The following is a 16,376-nucleotide window of genomic DNA, read 5'->3' as shown; positions in this document are numbered from 1 at the left end:
CCAGCTATTGTGTTAGTTATGGGAAAGAAGGAAGGCTGCAACAAAATGAGCAAAAAAACTCATTTTGTTACAGCCCCATCACCATTGATGCCCCTACCTAAGAGGAGAGTCTTCTGGCGAAACTGTGATAAAAAGCAATCCCGTATTTCCATACGTTATGGATTCCCCTGGTTTGAAACTCTGTGATGTATTCCTGGTTTCAATTTGTCGTAAGGCTTCGTTAGCTCAATCGAACAGGTCATCAAAGGTATTCTTGGTCACATTTTTTCCTAAGGAATTCATGATTTCTGTGCTGTATAGTTTGCGGATTTCCTCATTCGGTATCCTTAATGCATAACGGTCATCGCTAAGGGATAAGACCTTTTCGACAGTCAAATAGCCCGTCGTCAACAGGAGATTGAACAGGGCTCCCGGGTCCTGGTCTATTTCAGAATAGATGAGGCTGTCATCTAAGGTGACGCGAACGGCTTTGCCATGCAGCAGATTTTGTATCATCTGAATCCGTAACTCATCCGTATGAGAAAGGAGATGACGTAAAAGGCTGTTTCCCGATGTCCGGACCCAATAAGGCCTGGCTTGGCAGTCATGGGCCACATAATTGATGACGGACCAGGGATTATAGATTTCTGCGCAGCCAATGTGATAGCCATCATACCATTTTTTTAATTCTGGAAGCTTTTCCCCATGATGTACGGTTTCTAAGAGTTCTTGTATTTCTGCTTCCGTAAATCCGAAGACCTCGGCGTACTGATCGCGCAAAACAGAACAGACATCCAGATTATTCAGGCCACTGAAAATGCTTTCTTTAGAGATGCGGGTAATGCCCGTCAGGACAGCAAATTCCAAGGTGTTGTTCGTTTTCAAGGCGCTGCTCAAAAATTGGCGCATGAAACCGATACAACCGGTATAATATCCGCTTTCCCAAGCCTGTTGAATCGGTGCATCGTATTCATCGATAAGGAGAATAACTTTTCGGCCATAGTAACTCTGTACCATAGCCATCAAATTGGTCAAAGATAAGGCCAATTCGTCTTCTGTCGCCTGTCCTTGGACGACGTGATCAAAAAGGCGGGCTTGGACTTCATTGATATCTGCCTTTTCACGGATGTAGCGATATCTATCATAGACTTGTGCTAAAAACAGCCGTATAAAGGAAAGCATCCGTTCCCATGTCGTCCAAGACGGATTTTGGATATCTTTAAGTGTAAGGAAAATGACAGGATACTGGCCACGCTGAGCCATATATTCGGGCCCGGCTTGTTCAATGGCCAGATGGTCGAATAAATGACGGCTCTGGCTTTCTTTTTCAATGGAAAAGAAATATTCCAGCATACTCATTGTCAACGTCTTGCCAAAGCGGCGCGGCCGCGTAATCAAAGTGACTTCCCGGGGGCTATCGATGAGTTGGCGAATAAATGCTGTCTTATCCACAAAATAGAAATCTTTATTACGGATTTTCCCAAAATCATCTATTCCTATAGGCATTTTGCAAATCACTTTTGTCACCTGCTTTCTAATAAAAAACCTGTCATTATACGTGCATAGGCTGTGGCCGAATAGCACAGCGGGCCGCCCAGCCACAGCTGTCCGTTTTGGCAACCGTCCTGCGCCTTCCGTCGGTCGGCACCTGACGGGCCAAAAAGGCTTGGGACGGTCCCTACGCACAAAGCCGCTGGCCGTGTATTTTTGTGGCCTACCAACTGTAACGCGCGTATTTTTATGGGGATAACCTCTTCACTAAGTTAGGGGACTCCCGGGAAACTGTTGACGAACTGGATGCGGATGTCCGGGAAGGAATCGACGAATTGGACTGTGAAGTCTTCGCCGTAATCGACGAACTGCCATTGGCCGATGTCATCGGGGAAATAGTCGACAGTCTGGACGCGCAGGTCCGGGAAGGCGCTGACGACCTGGACGCGGATATCCGGGAAGGAATCGACGACGCGGACTTTGCCGGCCAGACGGATGCCGTTGAAATAGCCGTCCGGCGTGACAGCCGAGGCAGCCAGGGCGGCTCCACTGAGACAGAAAAAGCAGAGAACCAGTAAAGCTAACTGAATCCATTTTCGCATGATGATACACTCCTTTCCGGTTATAGTGATCGTTAACAGCCAGCCATCAACCTCTCAGTCAGCTTCGCTGACAGCTCCCCTATCAGGGGAGCCGGAAAACAGCCACCCAACGTGGGCGCCCCTACGGGTCAGGCGGGCCGCCAGCTACAGCTGTCCGTTCTGACAACCGTCTTGCGCCCTTCATCGGCCGGCACCTGATGGGCCAGAATGGCTTGAGACGGCCCATGCGGATTATGCCTCCCATAATAGGGGAGGTGGCCGTAAGGCCGGAGAGGTTGCCTTGAAAACCTCTCAGTCAGCTGCGCTGACAGATCCCCTATCAGGGGATCACTAGCCACTAGCCACTAGCCACTAGCCACTAGCCACTAGCCACTAAAATTAGCGTAACAGGTTTACTCAAAAAAGGCAAGCGAAAAGGCGCTGTCGCATAAAGACAGCGCCTTTCGGGGTATTAAGTTCGCAGTTTGTAGCATAAGGTTATCTCCGGAAGGCCTTTTCGATGGCTTCGCGCAGGGTGGCTACGCCTAGGAAATGGCAGTCCGGGAATTTGTCTGTTTCGATGTCTTCCAGGTTGCCTTTGGGCAGGATAAAGGCGTTGAAGCCCATCTTGGCCGCTTCTTTGACGCGGCGCAGGGCCTGGGGGACGCGGCGGATATCGCCGGTGAGGCCGACTTCGCCCATGACGACGGTCCGGCTGTCCATGGAGATGTCCCGCAGGCTGGAATAGACGGCCAGGGCAACGGGCAGGTCGGCTGCCGTTTCGGTCAGGCGCAGGCCGCCGACGACGTTGATGTAGACGTCCTGGCTGCCCAGGGGTACGCCCAGGCGCTTTTCCAGGACGGCCAGGAGGATGATCAGGCGGTTATAGTCCATGCCCGATGCCGTCCGCCGCGGGACGGCGAAGACGGAATGGGCCGTCAGGGCCTGGATTTCACCAAGCATGGGCCGCATGCCATCCAGGACGGCAGCTACGGCTGAGCCGGCCTGGTCGGCCGCCCGTTCGGCCAGGAGCAGCTGAGACGGGTTCTCCAGTTCCGACAGGCCGCTGCTGGTCATGGTGAACAGGCCCGATTCATTGGTCGAGCCGAAGCGGTTCTTGATGCCCCGCAGGATGCGGAACTGGTAGTTCCGTTCACCTTCAAAGTAGAGGACCACGTCTACCATGTGTTCCATCATGCGCGGCCCGGCAATGGCGCCGTCCTTGGTGACGTGGCCGATGACGACGATGGGGATGCCTTCGCTTTTGGCAAAGGTCATGAGGCGGCTCGTGTTCTCGCGTATCTGGGCCAGACTGCCCGGCGTCCCTTCGACGGACTGGCTGTACATGGTCTGGATGGAATCGACGACCAGCAGGGCCGGCCGCCGCTTCTTGGCTTCGTCGAGGATATGGTCCAGGGATGTATCGGCCTGGATGATCAAGTCCGGCGTGGAAATGCCCAGGCGCTGGGCGCGCATCTTGATCTGGCCCGCCGATTCTTCGCCAGAGCCGTAGAGGACGGTGCCGTTCTTGTCACAGACGGCAGCGGCCAGCTGCAGGACCAGCGTCGACTTGCCGATGCCCGGATCGCCGCTGAGCAGGATCAGCGCCCCTGGGACGATGCCGCCGCCAAGGACGCGGTCCAGTTCGCCAATGCCCGTTTCCATGCGGGCCATGTCTTCCATGGCGATATCCGCCAGGGACGCCGCCTGCGACGCCGGACCGCTGCGAGCCATGCTCTGTGCCGCTTTGGGCGCTTCCGGCGCGACCGTCTCTTCAACCATGGTATTCCATTCGCCGCACTTCGGGCAGCGACCGAGCCAGCGGCTGGACACGCTGCCGCAGTTACTGCAGACGTAACGGGTCTTTATCTTTGCCATGACTGCTCCTTACTCCGTCGTAAAGACGAGTTTCTTCTTGTCCAGGCTGTCGACATGGATCGTATTGCCTTCCTTGACACTGCTGCTGAGGAGCATTTCGGCAATCGGGTCTTCGACGAGCTTCTGGATAGCCCGCTTCAACGGCCGGGCGCCATAGGCGAAGTCCGTCCCTTCCTCGACCAGGACGTCGTCGGCAGCCGTTGTCCAGTCGAGGGCGACACCCTTTTCACCGAGGCGCTTGGTCAGGTCCTTGAGCAGGATGTCGACGATCTGGCGCAGGTCTTTCTGTTCCAGCGGCTTGAAGACGATGATTTCGTCGATACGGTTGAGGAATTCCGGCCGGAAGAAGCGTTTCACATCGGCCATGATTTCCTTCTTGGCTACTGCAAAAGATGCTTCCCGGTCCTTGGCGCTGTCGCCGCCCGTCGAGAAGCCCATGACCGGGCCCGACGGCTTGAGATGCGATGCGCCGAGGTTGCTGGTCATGATGATGACCGTATTGCGGAAGTCGACAGTCCGCCCTTTCGAATCGGTCAGGCGGCCTTCGTCGAGGACCTGCAGGAGCAGGTTGAAGAAGTCGCTGCTGGCCTTTTCCACTTCATCGAAGAGGATGACGCTGTACGGCTTTTCCCGGACGGCATCGGTCAGTTCGCCGCCTTCTTCATAGCCGACGTAGCCCGGAGGCGCGCCGACCAGGCGGGAAACGCTGTATTTTTCCATGAATTCGCTCATGTCGATGCGTATCATGTTGTCAGCACTGCCGAAGAGCTGGGCTGCCAGGGTCCGGGCCAGTTCGGTCTTGCCGACACCGGACGGGCCGAGGAAGAGGAAGGAACCGATAGGCCGGTTGGCATCCTTGAGGCCGGCGCGGGCCCGGCGGACGGCTTTGGCCACAGCCGTGACGGCATCGTCCTGGCTGATGACCCGTTTGTGCAGTTCGGCTTCCAAATGGAGGAGGCGCTGCGATTCCGTTTCCGTAATCTGTTGGACCGGGACGCCTGTCCACATGGATACGACGTCGGCAATGTCGTTTTCCGTAACGACGAGCTTTTCATCGTCGTGCTGCTTCTTTTCTTTCTGAAGGGCCGAGATTTCCGACGATACTTTCTTGCCGGCATCGCGGAGGGACGCGCATTTTTCAAAGTCTTCGCCAGCCAGGGCCGCTTCTTTTTCTTTATTGATGTCGGCCAGTTTCTGTTCCAGGTCCTGAAGTTCATGGGACGGCGCATAGACCTTCATGCGGACGCGGGCCGCCGCTTCGTCCATGACGTCGATGGCCTTGTCCGGCAGATAACGGTCGGAAATGTACCGTGACGACAGTTTGACCGCAGCCTTTACGGCTTCATCGGTGATGTGGGCCTTGTGGAAGGCTTCGTAGCGGTCGCGCAGGCCGAAGAGGATAGCCATGGCATCGTCTTCCGTCGGTTCGCCGACCAGGACGGGCTGGAAACGGCGGGCCAGGGCGGCATCTTTTTCAAAGTGTTTCTTATATTCGTCGATAGTCGTGGCGCCGATGCACTGCAAATCGCCGCGGGCCAGGGCCGGTTTGAGGATGTTGGCCGCATCCATGGCGCCTTCGACAGCACCGGCTCCGATGAGCTGATGGATTTCGTCGATGAAGAGGATGATCGAGTCATCCTCTTCGATCGTGTCGAGGATGCGCTTGATCCGTTCTTCAAATTCACCACGGTACTTGGTACCGGCAACGATACTGGCCAAATCGAGGGAGAAAATGCGCTTGTCCAGCAGGCTGTCGGGCACATTGCCAGTGATGATGCGCTGGGCCAGACCTTCGGCGATGGCCGTCTTGCCGACGCCAGGGGCGCCGATGAGGACCGGATTGTTCTTGGTCCGGCGGCTGAGGATCTGGATGACGCGGCTGATTTCCTTTTCCCTGCCGATGACCGGGTCGATTTTCCCCTGTTTGGCCCATTCATTAAGGTCGCGGCCGAACTGGGACAAGTCGCTGCCATTCTTGGACGGTACGGCATCGCCGCCTTCGACGGCCGGATCGTTCATAAGCTCGCTCAGGCGCTGGGAGACCAGGTCCGAGTCGATGTCCATATCTTCCAGGATCTGGACGGCCATGCCGCTCCCTTCTTCGAGGATGCCGGCCAGCATATGTTCTGTGCCGACATAGTTCTGTTCCAGCCGGTTGGCTTCACGGACGGCCAGTTCCATAGCCCGCTTCGTCCGCGGCGTCAGGCGCAGCTTCGTCGGCGAATCCTGGCCCCAGCCGACATGCTGTTCGATGGCACGGGTAACGTTTTCCGGCGTCAGGCCCAGCTGGTTGAGGAGCAGGCCGGCGATGCCGTCTGTATTGAGAACGAGACCGAGCAGGATATGTTCGGTCCCTACGTAATCATGGTGGAATTTCTGTGCCACTTCCTGCGCATACTGCAGGACGGCTTTAGCGTCATTGGTGAGACGATTGTTCATCATGGGAAATCACTTCCTCCGGTAAGCAATGAGTACTTGCTGCACGGCTTCAGCCCGCTGGTGTTCCAGCTCTTCCCCGTTCAGTTCGGTCCCGGCCTTGAGCTGCAGATAAGCCGGTTCGACGACGGTCATGATGGCTTCATAAGCCAGAGGGCCTTCGGGGATGACCCCCATGTCGATGCCGAAACGCAGGTCGCTGGCCAGGGCCAGGGATTCCTGGTCGGCCAGGAGCCATGCCCGGCTGAGGGTGCCGTAAGTACGCAGCCATTTATCTTTTAATGTATTTTCATTGTGGTCCCAGACCAGGCTGCGGCAATTCTGTTCTTCCTGGACAATCTGGGTGACGATTTTGCGCAGCTGGTCGAGGATATCTGTTTCGGTCACTCCCAGGGTAATCTGATTGGTGATCTGGAAGATGTTGCCGATACATTCATTGCGTTCGCCGTACATCCCGGATACGGTGAAGCCGAATTTAGTAATGCCCTGGACGATGCGGTTGAACCGCTTCATGAGGATCAGGGCCGGGACGTGGATGGTCACGCCGACGGTCAGGCCCGTACCGGTCAGGGACGGACTGGCCGTGAGGTAACCGAAATCGTCGCGGAAGGCGAAATCCAGGTGGCTTTCCAGGGCATCGTCGACCTGGGCCGCCTGGTCCCAGACGCGCTGGAGGTCGAAACCAGGTGCTGCCGTCTGGATGCAGAAATGGTCTTCTTCATTGATCATGATCGACACGGCCCCGTCTTCACGGAGCAGGAGGCCCCGGTGCTTGGGCTGTTCGATATGACTGGCCGAGGAAAAATGTTTCACTGCCAGCATTTCCCGTTCCAGCGGCGACAATTCGTCGAGGCCGATGAAGGTATAGCGCCCATGGCCCAAGGTATCGAGGGTACCAATCTGGCGTTTGCCCTCTTCGAGGACGGCGGCCAGTTCCGTATCCGACGCCTTATCGGGAAAGACGTATTTCTTCAGGTTCCGGTCCAGGCGGACGCGGCTGTCGATGACGATATCGTTGAAGTTTCCCGTGCCGTCCTGCCAGGGGCAGAGCGGCTGCTGGAGCATATCGTGGACCATGGCTTATTCCCCCTTTCCGCCATCCGGCAGCTGACGCTGGAGGGCGCGGATCTCATCGCGGACTTTCGCCGCTTCTTCATAGCGTTCTTCCTGGACCAGTTTCTGCAGGTGCTGGTGCAGGCGTTTGACGTGTGTCGCCGTCCGGAAGACGCCGGTACCGCGGTTGGGCACCTTGCCGACGTGCTTGCTGTGGCCGTGGATGCGGCGCAGGAGCGGCGGAATTTCTTCCTTGAAGGCTTCGTAGCAGTCGGGGCAGCCGAACTTCCCGAGGCGGTTGAATTCGCTGTAGGTCATACCGCAGCTGGCACAGCGCGGTTCGTCGCCGCTGCGTCCCTGGTAGTCCGGGTAGGCCATCTTGCGGAAAAAGTCGTTATCAATGATATTCAAATCTCTGAAATTAGAAAAATTGGTCTGTTTCTTGGCACAGGCTGCACACAGGTGCAAATCCGTGCGCCGCCCGTTCTCGATCTTGACGATATGGACAACAGCCTCTCTTTTCTTACAGGCATCACATAACATAGCCCTCACGTCCTTTCTATCACTCAATGGAGATTGAGGTTCTTCAAAATGTCGCTGATGACCAGCAGGCGCGTCCCTTCATCGTCGATGCGGCGATAGAGGGATTCAAAAGTCAAGTGTAGGATGACCGCTTCGTTGTTGGTCAGGCTGCGCCGCTTGAGGAGCTGGTACAGCAGGGCATCCAGGTCTTCCATGGAAATGCTGACGGCCGGCAGCCGTTCGTGCAGGAGGACCGGCGTGCGGTCCTGCTTCTTCGGCGTCAGCTTGATGATGCGGACGAATCCACCGGACCCGCGCCGCGATTCGACCAGATAGCCCTTGTCGTTGGAAAAACGCGTGCTCAGGACGTAGCTGATCTGGGACGGAGCGCATTGCAGTTCGTCGGCCAGCTCATTACGGCGCAATACAATGTCTGAATTGTCTTCTTCTAACAATTTATGTAAAATGAATTGTTCAATCTTATCCGCTAATACACTCATCATAATCACCCCGTAAAAATATATTTTCCTTTTTGACTTTCATACAACTCTATTATATTCGTCTTTTTGACTTTACGCAAGAGGCCTGTCCCCATTTCCCATCATATAGGCAATAGTCTCATTCGAAAAAAAGGCGCTGTTACATGAAAACAACGCCTTTTTGAGCTTTAAGTTTGCAGTTTGTAGTTTTTAGTGAGTGGTTTTCTACAAACTCCATGCTACAAACTATAAATTGAAAGGTACCTTGCATGATGGCAGAAATCTTCATGCGATAGTCCTACGACGAACGATGAACGGCACCCTGCCTGCGTCCTGTTGTACAAAGGCCCATAATAGTGTATGATATATGAACTATGATCATCAAATGTGAGGTGTTCCCATTGAAACGATTCGGCCCGGGTTCGGTCCGTTATTATTTTTACCATGAAAAGAAATTGCTGCTCATCGTCACGCTGAGCGGTATCTTATACAATGTCGGCATGATTGCCGGCCCCTGGTTCGACGGGCAGCTGGCCCAATACCTCTATGATATTTTCGGCGGTACCCGGACGGCAGCGGATATGTACGCCCTCTGTCTCTGTTACGCCCTGGTCATCCTCGGCGTCCAGGGCGCCCGCTATGTCAAGCGCCTGTACGTCCGGAAGTTCGCCAACAACATCAGCCTTTCCATGAAAGACCGGCTTTACCAACACCTGGTCCAGACGCCGAAGCGGGACATGGAGCAGGCCGATACGGGTGCCTTGATGACCAAAGTCATTTCCGACATCGACACCTGCGTCGAAGGGATGCGCAAGTTCACGACGGAAATCTTCGATACCGGCGTCGTCATGGCGGCCTATGTGGTCATGCTCGTCTGGTACGACTGGCGCCTGACGCTGTGCGTCCTCGTCTTCCCGCCCATCGCCTATGCCCTGGCCAACAGCCTGCGCCGCCTGGTCGCCGTGACGGCGGCCCGCAGCAAAGAAAGCAGCGGCGCCCTGTCGGGCATGACCCTGGACCGCATCAGCAACGCCCTGACGTACCGCGTCTACGGCGAAGAAGCCATACAGGACCAGCGGTATGAAGGCTACCTGGCTGACTATGAAAAGAAGATGATCCTGGCCAATCTCTGGGAAAATACACTCCAGCCGATTTACAAAGTCATCGCCATGATCGGCACGATGCTGGTCATCTGGTTCGGCGGCCGCAACGTCCTGGGAACGGGTTGGGAAAGCTGGGATATCGCCGCTTTCTCGACGTACCTGGCCTGTTTCATCAAGCTGGCGACGAAATCATCCCATGCGGCAAAATTGTTCAACGCCATCCAGAAAGCCCAGGTTTCGTGGCAGCGCATCCAGCCCCATCTCCAGGCGGCAACGGAACTGCCCGATCCCGTACCGCCGGCAGCCCCGGCAGCCCTGACGGTCCGCCACCTGTCCTTCACCTATCCCGGCAGTGACGGCCCTATTTTCCAGGACCTCTCCTTCTCGGCCCGTCCCGGTACTATCATCGGCATCACCGGGCCTGTCGCCTGCGGCAAATCGACGCTGGGCCAGGCCTTCCTCTGTGAAAACCCGCACGGCGGCCAGATTTTCTTTGGCGCCAAGGAACTGGGCAACGGCCACACGGCGCCAGACGGCATCGTCGGCTACTGCGGCCACGACGCGGAACTCTTTGCGGCTACCGTCGAAGAGAACATCCGCCTCGGCCTGTCCGGTGACATCGCCCCGGTCCTGAAAAAGGTCTGCATGGATGAGGACTGCGCTACCTTTCCGATGGGGATAGAGACGCCCATCGGCGAAAGCGGCCAGCGCTTGTCCGGCGGCCAGCAGGCCCGTATCGCCCTGGCCCGGTCCCTGTTCCATCCGCGGCCGCTCCTCATCCTCGACGACCCTTTTGCCGCCGTCGACATGGCGACAGAACGGAAGATTTTCACCAGCCTGCGCCAGGATTACAGCGACCGCATCATCCTCCTCATCTCGCACCGCCTGAGCCTCTTCCCCAATCTGGACCAGGTCATCTGGCTCAACGGGGACGGGACCAGCGTCGTCGCCACGCACGAAGCTCTATATGCATCCTGTCCGGCCTACCGGAATCTCTATGACCTGCAGCATGCCCAGGGAGGTGCCCACCATGCGTAATATTTTCTGGCAGACCCTGAAAAAGAACGGCCTGCTCCTGGTGATCCTCATCGCAGCCATCATCGCGTCCATCGCCGTGGGCGTCACGCCGCCCCTCATCCTGCAATACATCGTCGACAGCCTGGTCAGCGGCTCGTTCAGCGCCTATCCCCTGCTGACGGCAGGCATCCTCTACTTTGCCCTCAATGCCGGCAGCGGCCTCGTCGATGCCCTCAAGGAGACGCTGATCACCGTCTTCGGCCAGAAAATCACCCACGGCCTGCGCTCAGCCATGTGCCAGCGCCTCGACGAATTGCCGGCGGCGTACTTCGTCAGCCATGAAGCCGGCGCTGTCACATCGCTCTTCGTCAACGACGTCGATACCCTGGAAAACCTCTTCGATTCCGGCGTCGTCAGCATGATTGCCGATGCCTTCACGATTCTCAGCATCCTCGTCGTCGTCTTCCACCTGAGTCTGGGCCTGGGCATATTGCTCTGTATCTGCCTGCCCCTCTTGTTTATCCTGACCCGCTATTTCCAGAAGCGCATGCTCCAGGCCCAGCGGGACAACCGCATCGCCGTAGGCCGGACGAACGAACTCATTCCGGAAACGGTCCATAATATCCGCACGATTCACACGTGCCAGCAGGAACGCTACCTGCGACAGCGCTATGGCCGGACGATCCGGGCCAGTTTCGACGCCATGGAACGGAGCAATTTCTGTGACTCCATCTATTCGCCGATCATCATCACCAGCTGCACGGTCATCATCTGCCTGATGATGGCCCTGTCCGTCAGCAGTCCGTCCCTGCAGGAAATCTTCGGCATGACCGTCGGCAGCGTCGTCGCCCTCATCGCCTATGTGCGCCGCATCTTCTCGCCCTTAGAAAGCATCGGCATGGAAATCCAGAACATCCAGTCTGCCGTCGCCGGTATCGGCCGCCTGAAGGACTTCTTTGCCGAACCCATCCAGGAACGAAAAGAACCGGAAGTCCCTGACGCAGCAGCGGCACCACTGGTCATCGACGATGCCGCCTTTGGCTATGGCCGGGAAAAAGATATTTTCCGCCACTTTTCGCTCACCGTCGCCGCCGGGGAAATGGTCACCATCACCGGCCGTACCGGCGCCGGCAAGAGCACCCTCTTCAAACTCATCCTCGGCCTCTACCAGCCCCGGGAAGGCCAGGTCCGCATCTTTGGCTGCGACCCGTCCCGGCTGGCCCCTGCTGTCCGGCGCCAGGTCTTCGGCTACGTCGAGCAGCAGTTCCACGCCATCAGCGGTACCGTCGCCGACCAAATCAGCCTCAAGGACCCGCGGGTCACAGCAGGCGCCATGGAAAAAGCCCTGCACCTCGTCGGTCTGTGGGATACGTGCTGTGCCCTGCCCCAGGGACTGGACACGCCCTTCCGGCCGGAACTCTTTTCCCGCGGCCAGAGCCAGCTCCTGTCCATCGCCCGGGCCGTCGTCATGAACCCGCAGATTCTCTTGTTCGATGAAATCACGGCCAATCTCGATTCCCTGACAGAAAGCCAGGTCCTGCAGGCCCTGCAGGCCGCCGCCAAAGACCGGACGGTCCTCTCCATCTCCCATCGCCTCTACGAAGCCCAGGGCGGCCGCCGCGTCGTCATCGGAGAAACAGAAGCGTAGGTCGTTCGTCGTTTGTCGCAATCCGCAGACCGCTGATTGCAAAAAAAAGAAAGCGCTGTCGCATGAAGACAGCGCTTTTTAAGTGGCTAGTGGCTAGTTGTTAGTGGTTAGCGGATGGGTTTAAATTTAAAGGTTTTCTCTGCAAACTACAAACTCTGTACTACAAACTATAAAGTAAACGGGGCCGCGCATGATGGTAGAAGCCTTCGTGCGACAGCCTCCCACGGATCACCATTCACTATTTCGCCGGTGCTTCGATAGGGTCGTAATCAGCCGGTTTGTCCGTAATGGATGCTTCGTCGATGGCCGACGGTACCGGGTCGAAGCCCTGGCGGAACAGGGCCTTGATGGCAGCGATGTACGGCGGGATGATGGTGTCCATGAGGAGATAGCGCTTGCGGAAAAGGTTGCGCTTCTGCGACTTGATTTCGCCGTATTTGCGCCGTCTTTCTTCGATAGGCAGGTGGTAATACCACGGTTCCTTGCCATCCGGTGCGGCTCCTTCGCCGATCCAGAATTCATTGAAATTGGTCTTCTTCGAGCGGTTGCCGCGCAGCATATGGCTGTTGGTATAGAAGCCTTCGTCCGTGATGACATATATGTCATGGATGCCCAAGGTCTGGACGAAGATGCGCATGAGATAGAGGATGAAATTCTTCGGCCGATAGCCAAAGAGCTTCTTGGTCAGGACCTTGGTCGTTTCCAGGCCGTGCTTTGAGCCCTGGATGGTGCCGATGTACACGGACGGCGTCCCGTCAACATTGTAATCGAAACGAAAATTGAAATGATAGATCATCTGGCCTTCATGATAGAGGTAGAGCGACAAGAAGCCTTCCTTGCGCTGGCCCGTATCGAAGATGAGCCGCGCTTCCAGGGGCAGCGATTCGTCCGGCGAAGTCCACAGGGTATAGCCGTTCCCCCAGTAGAGTTCGTGGATGACCTCGTCAGAAAAGAAAGTCCGCAAGATAGTGAAATGATGTTTCAAGGCATCGAGACGCTGGCGCATGGTCGAATTCTTGAACAAGAAGACGCGGGTCATGACTTCCTGGAAATCCGGGTCATGCTGCTCCAAGAAGCCCTTCATCGGTTCATAATGGTCAAAGAAATCGTAGAGCTCTTCAAATAAAGCCCGGTTGGACACGGCACGGGCAAAAAAAACGACAGCCCGCTTGTTTTCCTGGAAATTCCGGGGCCCGTATATAAGGCGCGATAAGTGCCAGAAATAGGAAATGCTGTGCATGGAATACCTCCTATCAAGTACAAAGCTAATAGTACTATTATACGGGCAAGACAAGCAGGCTGTCAATGTGGGATGCGTGGCCAGTGGCTAGCTTCTATCTAATCCAGCTTCCGCACGATATTCGCCGGGACATGGGACAAATCGCGGACGCCGGTGATCATCATGGCATCCATGAGCTGGCGTTTGAGCGTATCCAGGAGGAGTTTGACCCCTTCGGCCCCACCTCCGACAGCAGCGACGGCAGCCGGTCTGCCGATGAGGACGGCGTCGGCGCCGAGGGCCAGCATCTTGAGGATGTCTTCGCCGTGACGGATACCGCCATCGACGAAAATGGTGATCCGCCCTTTGACGGCTGCGGCGATATCAGGCAGGACATCGGCCGTACCGGCCATGCCGTCGAGGACGCGGCCGCCGTGGTTGCTGACGACGATGCCTTGGGCACCGGCTTCGGCACAGGAGACGGCTTCTTCGGCCGACATGACGCCTTTGACGATGAAGGGCAGTTTGATAGCCTGGACGACTTCGGCAATGTCACGGGCACTCTTGGGCCCTACGGGCTGACCGAAAATCCGCATGTTAATCAGCGTCGCCGCATCGATGTCGCTGGCAACGGCAAAAGCGCCGGCTTCTTCGGCCTGATGGGCTTTCTCGATGATCTGGTCGTTGCTGCGGGGCTTGATAGTCGGGATGACGATGCCCGGCCGTTTCTTACAAGATGCAATGCCGGATGAATACATATACGGAGCACCGCTGTCACCGGTAAAGCACAGCGTACCCACATCCAGGGCTGCCTGAGTGACGGCTTCGTCATACTCTTGTTCTACTTCCGCCGGGTCGCCGTCTACCTGGGCATTGAGGACGATGCCGCCGACCGGCGCCAGGAGTACCGGCATACTGAGCCGTTTTCCCATAAGGGTCACAGCCGTATCCGGGTCGTCGACGCCAGACATGCTGCGCATGACCAGGCCGTATTCCTGGAGCGCTTCGACGTTACGCATGAAAGACCGTCCCGTGCGCAGGCCGCCGAAACCGGGAATCATGCCGACGCAGGCTTTGCCGTTGCACAGGGGACAGACATGGCAGCCTTTCATTTTTTCGCGTGCTTTGTTCCTTACTTCTTGTAAATCCATGATAATCACTTCCTAAATAAATATTTTATTGTCAGCCCGGCCCTGATAGGTCGTCTCTAACATCTTGACATGGGATAAAAAGGCAGGGTCGTCGAAATACTTGGCGCCATGCGGGCAGTTGCGCACGCAGCGCTGGCACTTGATGCAGATGCCATTGACGACGGACGGCTGGTCCGGGTCGATGGAGCCCATGGGACACTGGCGGGCGCAGAGGCCGCAGGATACGCATTTTTCCAGGTCTGTCTTGGGCTTGGCTTTGAGGAACTTGGCCGGCTGGCCGTCGACGCCTTTCGGGACGTAATACGGAGCCCTGGCATCACCATCGACGACGAGACGCGGTACCATGCCATCGGTCTGACGGATTTTCGATACGGCCATGTCCGTCAGGCGGACCATGAGGGCCAGGTCGTCCTTATCGGGCCGGTCAGGGGCCAGGACATCAGAAAAAGCATGGGGCCCGACGAAAGCCCCGGCTGCGACGGTACGGAAGCCGTTGCCGTCGAGTGTCGCACAGAGCTCGGCCAGGGAATTATCGAAAGACCGGTTGCCATAGGTCACGACAGCCAGGGCCAGGGCGCCCTTGCCGATGAGTTTTTCCTGATATGTCGGCAAAATCTTATTGGGCAGTTTCCCGGCATACGTTGGACCACCGACGATGACCAGGTCACCAGCTGAAAAAGTATGCACCATTTCCCGGTCCTTCGGCAGGTTCAGGGAAATAGCCCGGCACGGTACCTGGAAGAGCCGCGCCGCTTCGGAAGCACCTTGACAGACGATGCGCCTGGTATTCCCAGTGGGGCTGAAATAAACGGCATACACGTGTTGGATATGCATAAAGACCACCTCGATTATAAAAAATCCGGCCGCATCTTTTGCTTATATTATATACCAAACAGGCGCGAAAGTCATAGTTCGCGTCTGTTTTCTTTTTCCCTTTTGTGTTAGAATACAGTATGATTTTACTATAAAAACGAGGTGTCCTATGCAAAAGAAAATATATGCCGTACGGCGCGGCCGCACGACCGGTCTGTTCCTGTCCTGGGCAGACTGCAAAAAACAAGTGGACGGCTTCCCGGGAGCCCGCTTCAAGAGCTTCACCGATGCGACGGAAGCCTGGAAATGGCTCAATGGCGAAGAAACGACGGCGCCGAAAAGGACAGAAGCTCCTAAAAAGTCCCGCCAGACGGCAAAGACCGCGGCGCCGTCCCAGCCCTTGCGGCCTGACGAAGAACAGGATTTCGTCATCTATACCGATGGCTCATGCCTGCGCAACCCCGATGGCCCCGGTGGCTGGGCCGTCGTCGCCTGCAACGTCGCTACTGGCGAAGTGACGGAACTATGCGACGGCAATCCGTCGACGACGAACAACCGCATGGAGCTCCTGGCAGCCATCATGGCCCTGCGCTTTGCACCGGAAGGCACGAAAGTCGCCTTGTACACAGACAGCCAGTACCTCAAGAACGGCATCACCAAATGGGTCGCCGGCTGGAAGCGCCGGGGCTGGAAGAAAGCCGACGGCCAGCCCGTCCTCAACCAGGCTTACTGGGTCGAACTGGACAAGCTCTACGCCGCCCACGACGTCACCTTCCACTGGGTCAAAGGCCACGTCGGCGTCGAACTCAACGAGCGCTGCGACCAGCTGGCCAAAGCCCAGGCCGTAAAGTATAAATAAAAACGAATCACTAGCTATGAGTGGCTAGTGATTCGTTTTTACTGTAGGGGCGCCACGTGTGTCAAGAATAACATCGTTTACATTTTGTGCAAGGACATCCTTTACACTTTATGCAAGCACATCGTTTACAAATTTCTTCTTATTGAA

Annotated in this window: 13 protein-coding genes; 3 read left to right on the top strand and 10 right to left on the bottom strand. The window is 56.5% G+C overall.

Features of this window, described 5'->3' with window-relative positions:
* Positions 1-225 precede the first annotated feature (225 nt).
* The 7 genes from WMO23_RS08440 to WMO23_RS08410 all read right to left on the bottom strand — a co-directional run bounded on the left by WMO23_RS08440 (position 226) and on the right by WMO23_RS08410 (position 8,440).
* Entirely contained in the window at positions 226-1,485 is a 1,260-nt protein-coding gene (locus WMO23_RS08440) for an AAA family ATPase (protein ID WP_036201247.1), read from the bottom strand.
* 257 nt (positions 1,486-1,742) lie between these two features.
* Positions 1,743-2,072, bottom strand: a complete 330-nt coding sequence (locus WMO23_RS08435; protein WP_020311271.1) for a 7(1) septoil knot domain-containing protein — start codon at positions 2,070-2,072, stop codon at positions 1,743-1,745.
* 477 nt (positions 2,073-2,549) lie between these two features.
* On the bottom strand, positions 2,550-3,929 hold the full coding sequence (gene radA / locus WMO23_RS08430; protein WP_292106650.1) for a DNA repair protein RadA: 1,380 nt from the start codon (positions 3,927-3,929) through the stop codon (positions 2,550-2,552).
* A 9-nt stretch (positions 3,930-3,938) separates the two neighbouring features.
* Positions 3,939-6,368, bottom strand: coding sequence for an ATP-dependent Clp protease ATP-binding subunit (locus WMO23_RS08425; protein WP_275450464.1), 2,430 nt, complete (start codon positions 6,366-6,368; stop codon positions 3,939-3,941).
* Between the two features lie 9 nt (positions 6,369-6,377).
* Positions 6,378-7,442 (bottom strand): ATP--guanido phosphotransferase, encoded by a 1,065-nt coding sequence (locus WMO23_RS08420; RefSeq protein WP_020311268.1) that lies wholly within the window; start codon positions 7,440-7,442, stop codon positions 6,378-6,380.
* A 3-nt stretch (positions 7,443-7,445) separates the two neighbouring features.
* A complete protein-coding gene (locus WMO23_RS08415; RefSeq protein ID WP_302755815.1) occupies positions 7,446-7,961 on the bottom strand; it encodes a UvrB/UvrC motif-containing protein in 516 nt (171 codons plus the stop codon).
* 23 nt (positions 7,962-7,984) lie between these two features.
* Positions 7,985-8,440 (bottom strand): CtsR family transcriptional regulator, encoded by a 456-nt coding sequence (locus tag WMO23_RS08410; protein WP_014016302.1) that lies wholly within the window; start codon positions 8,438-8,440, stop codon positions 7,985-7,987.
* A 380-nt stretch (positions 8,441-8,820) separates the two neighbouring features.
* On the opposite strand from WMO23_RS08410, the gene WMO23_RS08405 reads away from it, so the two are divergent.
* On the top strand, positions 8,821-10,560 hold the full coding sequence (locus WMO23_RS08405; RefSeq protein ID WP_349173772.1) for an ABC transporter ATP-binding protein: 1,740 nt from the start codon (positions 8,821-8,823) through the stop codon (positions 10,558-10,560).
* Positions 10,553-12,187 (top strand): ABC transporter ATP-binding protein, encoded by a 1,635-nt coding sequence (locus tag WMO23_RS08400; protein WP_020311264.1) that lies wholly within the window; start codon positions 10,553-10,555, stop codon positions 12,185-12,187. The genes WMO23_RS08405 and WMO23_RS08400 overlap by 8 nt, the downstream gene beginning before the upstream one ends.
* Before the next feature lie 238 nt (positions 12,188-12,425).
* On the opposite strand, the gene WMO23_RS08395 is transcribed toward WMO23_RS08400, so the two are convergent.
* From WMO23_RS08395 to WMO23_RS08385, 3 genes are all read right to left on the bottom strand, one after another.
* The gene (locus tag WMO23_RS08395) at positions 12,426-13,427 is read right to left on the bottom strand and encodes a VirK/YbjX family protein (RefSeq protein WP_020311263.1); all 1,002 of its coding nucleotides are present in this window, start codon (positions 13,425-13,427) and stop codon (positions 12,426-12,428) included.
* A gap of 98 nt (positions 13,428-13,525) precedes the next feature.
* On the bottom strand, positions 13,526-14,557 hold the full coding sequence (locus WMO23_RS08390) for an alpha-hydroxy-acid oxidizing protein (RefSeq protein ID WP_292106660.1): 1,032 nt from the start codon (positions 14,555-14,557) through the stop codon (positions 13,526-13,528).
* A 12-nt stretch (positions 14,558-14,569) separates the two neighbouring features.
* The gene (locus WMO23_RS08385) at positions 14,570-15,391 is read right to left on the bottom strand and encodes a 4Fe-4S binding protein (RefSeq protein WP_301877213.1); all 822 of its coding nucleotides are present in this window, start codon (positions 15,389-15,391) and stop codon (positions 14,570-14,572) included.
* 148 nt (positions 15,392-15,539) lie between these two features.
* Between WMO23_RS08385 and rnhA the strand changes: the two genes are divergently transcribed.
* Positions 15,540-16,229: a ribonuclease HI gene (gene rnhA / locus WMO23_RS08380; protein ID WP_296821058.1), complete on the top strand. Its 690-nt coding sequence runs from the start codon at positions 15,540-15,542 to the stop codon at positions 16,227-16,229.
* The last annotated feature ends 147 nt before the right edge of the window (positions 16,230-16,376 follow it).

It is taken from the genome of Megasphaera intestinihominis (assembly GCF_040096415.1).
GTDB lineage: Bacteria > Bacillota > Negativicutes > Veillonellales > Megasphaeraceae > Megasphaera > Megasphaera intestinihominis.
Note: the sequence above shows the minus strand (reverse complement) of the source record. Positions and strands in the feature narration are given on the sequence as shown.